Consider the following 7,201-nt stretch of genomic DNA (forward strand, 5'->3'; position numbering starts at 1 on the left):
CCATCGTAAAAATCTATACATTGTTATTTTATCAAATCAGGAAGGTTTAATCAAGCCATAAACTCCTCTAGTATCCGTCGGATGACCACATCTTTGTCAATCTCTTCTTCCACCCTCTCTCTTCTGGACTTCTTATCCTTGGCTTTCGCCAGAACCTGCGGCGACTGCTGTGGGATTGGTCTTGGCACTTCCGGTTCTGGTATCTGACCCGGAATCTCCGTCGCGTCTGACGGCTTCGGCTCCTTATCACCCTTTGCCGTCTCCATTGCATACAATCTTCCGGCCGCACTCAGTTCGTCCACCGCGCCGCGGTCTTTTTCCTGACCATAGTCTCTTGCAGATTCATAGGATTTCGTCATCTCCGATCTGCCTTGTGCATAATTCTCTCCCGCTATCTTCTGCTCCGATCTGCCTTGTGCATAACTCTCTCCCGCTATCTTCTGCACTCTCTCTGCCCGAAGTTCTCCTTCTGCCCCAGACTGCTCGTCCGGCATCGCTCCGAATTCCGCCGCTCCCATCTGATTATTATCCTGTGCCAGAACCTTGAGTTCCCTCTGGTAGGTCTTCTCATATCTGTGACGGCAGACATTCTCCAGGTAATCTACCATATAATTCTGTACTGCATCCATCCGGTAGTTCTCATCTGTAGTCAGATGTACCAGATAAACCAGTATGGCAAGCCCTGCCCCCGTAGCCCCAGTCTCCAGCACCATGTCACTCATGCCATTCACACTGTATTCCAGCAATGCTCCCGCTGCTCCGACCAGCAGACATAAGCCAGCCGCCACCTTCTCTAATCTTCTCCAACCGTGAAGTTTCATCCCCAGTACCTTGTACTCATATAAGTACTTGTCCACAAATACCCTGACATTCTCCACCTTGTCACTCACCATGCTGGCATGTTCGAATTTGGCACGAACCAGACGCATCAGCGGATGGTTGCTCTTACTCATATTTCCCGCTGCACGCACCAGTTTCTTCAAGGTGACATTGACAATACATTTACTCACAATCCCTATGGCTGTCAGGATTCCCATTAGTACGAATAATACGTACTTTTCCAATATGATTTCTAACATAAAAAAGCCCTCCTTCTGATTAGAATTATAACTGAAATTCCAAAGGAGAGCTCAAAAACCGTTCTACAGATTCCGCATCCACAGATGGGGTAAACTGTCAGATTCGAAAGAATTTTCTTCTGCGATCCCTCTAGATCATTGCCAGCAATTCTTTCATAAGCCTTACGCTGTGGGCGATTGCCTTGCGTTCGAAGGTCGGGTAATCCATGGTGGCGCTGTTGTCAGCTTTGTCCGAAATGGCACGGATTATGACGTACGAAACTTTATTCAGGTAGGCTGCGTGGGCAATTCCTGCCCCTTCCATTTCGACACATAATGGGTGGAAATTCTTCACAATCCTTTCTTTCACTTCTTTTGATGCAATAAACTGGTCGCCGCTTGCAATTCTTCCGGTGAATGTATGAATATCCGGATTCGCCTTCTCATTCGCCTGTACTGCCTTCTGAACCAAGGCTTCATCTGCCGGGAATGACAGCGTATCCATTCTCGGCACCTGTCCCAGCGCATCACCAAATAGCGTAGCATCCATGTCATGATGCAGCGCATCTGTGGAGATTACCATATCCCCGATATCAATTCTTGCATCAAGAGAACCTGCAATTCCAGTATTGATCAGAGTATCTACCTGGAACTTGTCCACCAGAATCTGTGCACAGATTCCCGCATTTACTTTGCCAATTCCGCTTCTTACTACTACTACGTCCTTGCCGCACAGAGTTCCTTTGCAGAACACCATGGATGCCTGCTCTACCGTCTCCTGGATGTCCATGTCTTCCTTCAGTGCTGCAACCTCTTCTTCCATTGCTCCGATAATTCCTATCATATATCTTGTCTCCTCCTTATGATTCACATTTTCCCATATATTACTACAAACAAATTACTATACTCCGTGAACAACCTAATTATATCAAATATTTTCAAGTTTCATTACCACCGGTACTAAAGAATTCTGAAGTAAAACATGAATTTCATCATTTACTATATCCACCGCCCATATCGGTCGTTCAAACTGCTCATGGCAAATCCAGTTTCCGGCAGAATCACATACGTGCAGCAGCCCTCTGGATGTATTCGGCATGACATAGAACCCACCCAATCCATAAACCGGCAAATTCTCCAACTGCCGAAACTGCCACACCAGGGAATTCTTTCTCATCTTAATCATTTTTCGGAATGGACGCAAAGAAACAATTGATAATATAGATACAACTATCTCCATGCATATTTCCAAGCATTTTTCCATAATTTTAGTACGCCACGGCAATCCAACGGAAAGCGTATCTTCTCCCCTCTCCGGAGGATAGCAATTTCTTATCTCTTCCGGATACTGATGCCTAAGTAATTCTTCTGCAGCCTTGGGAAGCGCAGGATACAATTCCCCCGCCATCGCTTCCCCGTTCTCTTCTTTCCACTTCATCTTACCTATATCAAGGACATGTGCCCGCCCCTTCGATATAAGAACCAGTTTCTTTCCACTACATGCCGGGTAAAATGCCGTTCTTACGGCATCTGCCTGGAACACCATATCTACCTGGCTTTCTCCAAGAATTTCTCCGTCAGACAATCGATGCAGTCGCACAATTCCTTGATTGTAATAATTATAATAATATGCCACCCAATCTTTCTCCACAGAAAATGCAGCCAATATCGGAATGCAATTATCCACTTCCTGTTTTACCGGCAACGATTCGTTCCATATCTGCTCAGAAAAAGCAGACACAATCTGCTGTGCTTCCTTTTGATAAAATGAATATTTATAACGACGCTGATATGCCGCATAACCTTCATCAGGACCGGTTAACTCAGTTCCTTCTGCAGATAGTTCTACCGAAAGCACCAGAATCCTATCATCTTCGAGACTTACCAGAATCTGTTCCCCCGATTGGCACCACGCAATATTCGAGACACATCCGAGATCAAAACTCTGAAGAACTCTCCGCCTGTCCAAATCAACAATCTCAATCCGCCTAAGATCAATCAACACAGCAGCCAACGAACCATTCAGATAGATTCGCAGAGTTATATCATTCGGATAAAACAACTCCGTTTTTTTCAACTTTTTCCCCGTGTAATAAAAAAATACCGGTCTCCCCTGCCACAAAACAATATCCGATTCCCACATTCCGCCGGCATGTTTTACAACCTCTTCTTGTCCGCCTTCTTTTCGAAGATTATACACAGACTCACACGTCATCTGTTCCGTTACATACAATTCCTCTCCGCCAAAACACAGAATCTTACGACAATATTCACCGCGCACAACCAGTTTATCGTCCTCCCAATATATATCACTGTATTCTGCTCCAACCTCACAAGTGACAGGTAACATTACACCCTTATTCCAGTCAAACATCTGAATCATTCCATCTGACAAAATCGCTATTATCCCATCACCTCTTAATGCCTTTTTCCGAGACGAACTATCCGGTATGAACACTGCCTGGTCGTACAACTGACTCTCTTCTGCTCTAGAAACACGTTCTCTTTTAAGAAAATACTTCTGACCAACCTCCTCCAATATAGAAGGCTCGGCTAAACCTTCTCCACACATGAGTTGTCTAAAGCAATCATTCCAGGTCTGCAAGAGAATGTAATTCTTCTTTAGAATCTTCAATATCCGATTGTGTGCCGTTGTAAACTGGGATGTACTTTTCAGCCTTGTAAGTTGTGCAAGAATCTCTTGATACATGCCGCACCGGATATAGCAATCGATATATATAGGATTCTTCAGAAGTTCTCCGATCTCCTCCCAATCCTGCAGATAAGAAAGAATCGGATATAATTCATTTATTTTTCGTGTATTTACCAGCAGACTGCCATCTTGCTCCCGGTAGGTCAGTGGCTGCTCTGTAAAAAATTGCTTTATATTTCCCGCTAACTGAGCAAGCGTTTCCTCTCCGATAAATTCTCTTAGCACATCGTTAAGCAGTACATGACTAAATCGAAACAGCCTGATTCCTCCACTATCCACTTCCATCAGAAAATCATCAATCTCACAATAGAGGCGTGCCCACAGAACAGACGGTACTTTCCCTTTAAAATCCCACTCAGTCTGACTTCTAATCTCATCGCATACCTGTCTGTCAAGAGACAATATCTCAAGAATCTCCTGTTCGCTAAATCCATCTTTTGCAAGCAAAAAATATCCTAGTGTATGTTGATAAAGCACCGGGTAATTATCTACACTCTGCCGCTCTATCACATATCGGATAAGTTCTTTTATTGTTGCAAATTTCGGAAAATCCGGTCTGTCATAACTGTGAAGTTTATAGCAGAGGCTTCCGAGAAATTGAATATAAAGAGGTGATACCTCCTCTGGCAGCATTTTTTCAATGATACTTTTCTGTGCATTTTCCGATGTATTCGACAGACGCCTGTGCATCATCGCAAGTTTTGCCTCAAGCATCTGTACTGCAGACATCTTACCGAGAAGATGCATCTCAAAGGTTGGCACGCTTAATCGTTTATCATACTCTGTAAGTGAATCTTCTGAAATACAGCTGATCACAAGCGTGATATTCTCCGGAAGTTTCATTTGGAATATACTTCTTCGAAGTTGCTTCCAATCACTCATCTGGTCCACAGAATCAAGAATAACCGTCAGCGGCATCTTCCCTCGTCCTTGACTCAACTGCTTTTCGAACCACTCCAGACAATTATCATAGTCAAGCACTTCCTCTACCGAGGCGATATATCCCATCTCTGTCAACCGCCTGATACAGAATCGAAGCGCGTGTAGAATACTTCTGCACTGTGGCTGCACATCTGCAAACACCGCCACTGAATTCTCCCGGTGATTCCCATGCCAGTACTTTAGCATCGTAGTCTTACCACTTCCGGACAGTCCTTTTGCTACAACGGCTCTCCCCCTGTCCTTTTCCACAAATTCTTGAAAACGCTCATTGTTATCCGACACCGGAATATAAGTATCCATTACTTTCCGAAGTTCGGCATCCACCGCATTACATTCCTGCTCATACAATGACAGGTCTGTAACCGCAGCAATCTGCTCTTCAATGATATTCTTCAGATATTCCTTTGCCGCTTTAAGCGGTATTTCCTCGTCTATACGATAAGGCAGTATCTTTGGCGCAACCTCCCCATCAGAAAATGTCCGTATCTTCTCCTGAAGGAATTTTGCAGGTATAAGATCCGACTCATCCTGACACTCGCCCGGCGCTCCTTCCCGCATCAAGACAAGTGTATGACTGCACGCATCTTGCGCCCAAAATAACCCATGATAAATCTCTTGCTCTGTTGCCGACAGCCCATATTGCACCAGAGAATCCTCCGAAAGCCGTTCCTTTGCCAGTGCAAATAATACCTCTTTCAGTTCTTTCTCAGTCTGCGCCCATACATCTGCCTGTTGATACTCCCCTGTTCTCGGTTGTAATATATACAATCTGTCCCAGTCATTACAATCCTGCCTGTACCATTTACTCAGAAGACTATATTCTCTGGAGTCCTCCGACAATCCATTAACCAATATCTCCCATTCTTTTTCCGCAATAGAACAGGGAAGTGGAATCCATCCATATCTCCATCCCGAAAGCACAAGAAAATTCGGCTTAGGAGAAATCTTACGACAGCGTTCAATCTCGTCAAAACAGATCTGTAAAGAGCGATTATCCATTGAATTCTGTTGGGACACGCCCCATCTCAAGTCAATAATCTGAAAGGAGAATCCATTGTTCCTACACAATTCTTCAAGTTCCGGATACACTTCTTTCGCCAGCAGATCTCTCTCAGACTTAAAATCCTGAAACGTGGAACTGACAAAAATACGAATCATTCTATTTCTCATCCTGTTCCTCCTCGCCCGCGCAGCCATTTCCCGTGCTATATACATGCACCTTATAAAGTTCTTTCCTTCTCCGTAAAGTACCAATCAGACAAAACAACTGAACAGTTGCCATCATAGTCAGAGCAACGAGAGCCCCTATAATCCCCCCTGAGAAAACCAGTTGTTCCGCACGTGGAAGATAAAAAACAATATACCACATCACAAGAAGGAATCCTGTAGTTAATCCCCATGCAATCACAGCTCTGAGCGGACGTTTTTTCCGATCATCGTCCGAAAGCATAAACGTCTCCTGTTCCTTATCCAAAGAGAAATCCGATACTTTCACATCTTCTCTTTGATTTTCACCTTCCCAAAATTCCGGCATATGTTCCAGCGCAATCAATGGCCGATTCCGCAATGAACATACGTAATTCAAAATTGCAAAACCTATCGCTAAAATCCATTCCAGAACAAGCAATCCAATAAACACTATTGTGGAATAGTATAAGACCATATACAGATAATATCCCCCTCTGCTCCCCGGACTTACTTTATTAAAAATAAGCAGCATAAGAATCCATAACATCATCCCGAAAAACAATCTTATAAACAGATACAGATACCAGCGCTCCCAGAATACTCGGAACAAAGGTTTTAACTTCTTCCTCACCCCATAATGAATCACGTAGATAAGAGGCAGCGCAATGAACATCCAGTAAGACAACACTGTTGCACCATAAAACGCAAACCAACGCACAAGACGTGTCATCTCCTGGTTCACCGACAGATAGTCCTTTCCCATCAGATTTACTCCACAACCTACAACTGTCATCAGCACAAAATGCCAAATAGTCCAACTGAGGAAAAAAACAGTCTTAGACATGCCCTTCCTTGGTCCATTTCTTTTCATAACCTTTCTCCAATCATTAAATATCTCTATCTTTCAATTATCTCGTAATCCACGTATCATCCGATTACTTTGGCTTATATAGACTGTAACTCTACATCTCATTATAATGGAAGGAATATGAGATTTCAACTTGCTTTATTTCCATATATTACCGCTCCTATTTTCTCCGAATATGTATTATTCTAATGGTGCAGGAGGTCATGTTATGGATGAATTAGAAGAATTAAAAAAATCAATATTAGAAGCATTCGAGGAAATGGCGCCAGAACAGAAGAAAGAAGATCTGGCAGATATCTTTCTTCAACTTTCCGAAGAAATAAATGAAGATACAAAAGATGATGACTCCGATGATTTTATTAGAAAAACTATTTCTTAATAGGTATGGAATAAATATTGATTCTTTGCTATAATCATAAATGGCAACATTAT

Annotated in this window: 5 protein-coding genes; 1 reads left to right on the forward strand and 4 read right to left on the reverse strand. The window is 43.3% G+C overall.

From position 1 onward, the window contains the following. Positions 1-50 precede the first annotated feature (50 nt). The 4 genes from ACQRBN_RS12235 to ACQRBN_RS12250 form a co-directional block, all read right to left on the reverse strand. On the reverse strand, positions 51-1,079 hold the full coding sequence (locus tag ACQRBN_RS12235; protein ID WP_427739276.1) for a hypothetical protein: 1,029 nt from the start codon (positions 1,077-1,079) through the stop codon (positions 51-53). A 130-nt stretch (positions 1,080-1,209) separates the two neighbouring features. Next, the gene (locus tag ACQRBN_RS12240; protein ID WP_427739277.1) at positions 1,210-1,902 is read right to left on the reverse strand and encodes a 5'-methylthioadenosine/adenosylhomocysteine nucleosidase; all 693 of its coding nucleotides are present in this window, start codon (positions 1,900-1,902) and stop codon (positions 1,210-1,212) included. An 84-nt stretch (positions 1,903-1,986) separates the two neighbouring features. Then, positions 1,987-5,883: a DUF4062 domain-containing protein gene (locus ACQRBN_RS12245; protein ID WP_427739278.1), complete on the reverse strand. Its 3,897-nt coding sequence runs from the start codon at positions 5,881-5,883 to the stop codon at positions 1,987-1,989. Then, positions 5,873-6,772, reverse strand: coding sequence for a hypothetical protein (locus ACQRBN_RS12250; protein ID WP_427739279.1), 900 nt, complete (start codon positions 6,770-6,772; stop codon positions 5,873-5,875). The genes ACQRBN_RS12245 and ACQRBN_RS12250 overlap by 11 nt, the downstream gene beginning before the upstream one ends. Before the next feature lie 205 nt (positions 6,773-6,977). Between ACQRBN_RS12250 and ACQRBN_RS12255 the strand changes: the two genes are divergently transcribed. Then, a complete protein-coding gene (locus ACQRBN_RS12255) occupies positions 6,978-7,148 on the forward strand; it encodes a hypothetical protein (protein ID WP_427739280.1) in 171 nt (56 codons plus the stop codon). Positions 7,149-7,201: the final 53 nt, after the last annotated feature.

It is taken from the genome of Bariatricus sp. SGI.154 (assembly GCF_050313795.1).
Classification (GTDB): Bacteria; Bacillota; Clostridia; order Lachnospirales; family Lachnospiraceae; genus CAMBRQ01.